Annotated in this window: 1 pseudogene; it reads left to right on the top strand. The window is 44.5% G+C overall.

Annotation, left to right across the window (positions count from 1 at the left end):
• Positions 1-254, top strand: a pseudogene (locus ACFORF_RS06735) (transposase); the annotation flags it as partial.

Genomic DNA, 254 nt, shown 5'->3' with positions numbered 1-254 from the left:
GCTATCCGAGAAGCGTCAGAAATCGTGTTAAAATCATCACCATGGACATGTTCAGCCCATACTACGACATCGCTAAGAAACTATTTCCATCTGCTAAAATCGTCCTTGATCGTTTCCACCCCTCGCTTTCGAATTTCTTAGCTCGAGGCTAAAATAGTCCACTGGACTATTTTACTCCAACACATGAGCAGGGCCATGAACCGACTGCGTGTCCAAATCATGAACCAGTTTGACCGAAAATCCCACGAATACAA

This window comes from Streptococcus caprae, assembly GCF_042649745.1.
Lineage (GTDB): Bacteria > Bacillota > Bacilli > Lactobacillales > Streptococcaceae > Streptococcus > Streptococcus caprae.
The sequence above is the reverse complement of the archived record's forward strand: the minus strand, read 5'-3'. Positions and strand labels throughout refer to the sequence as shown.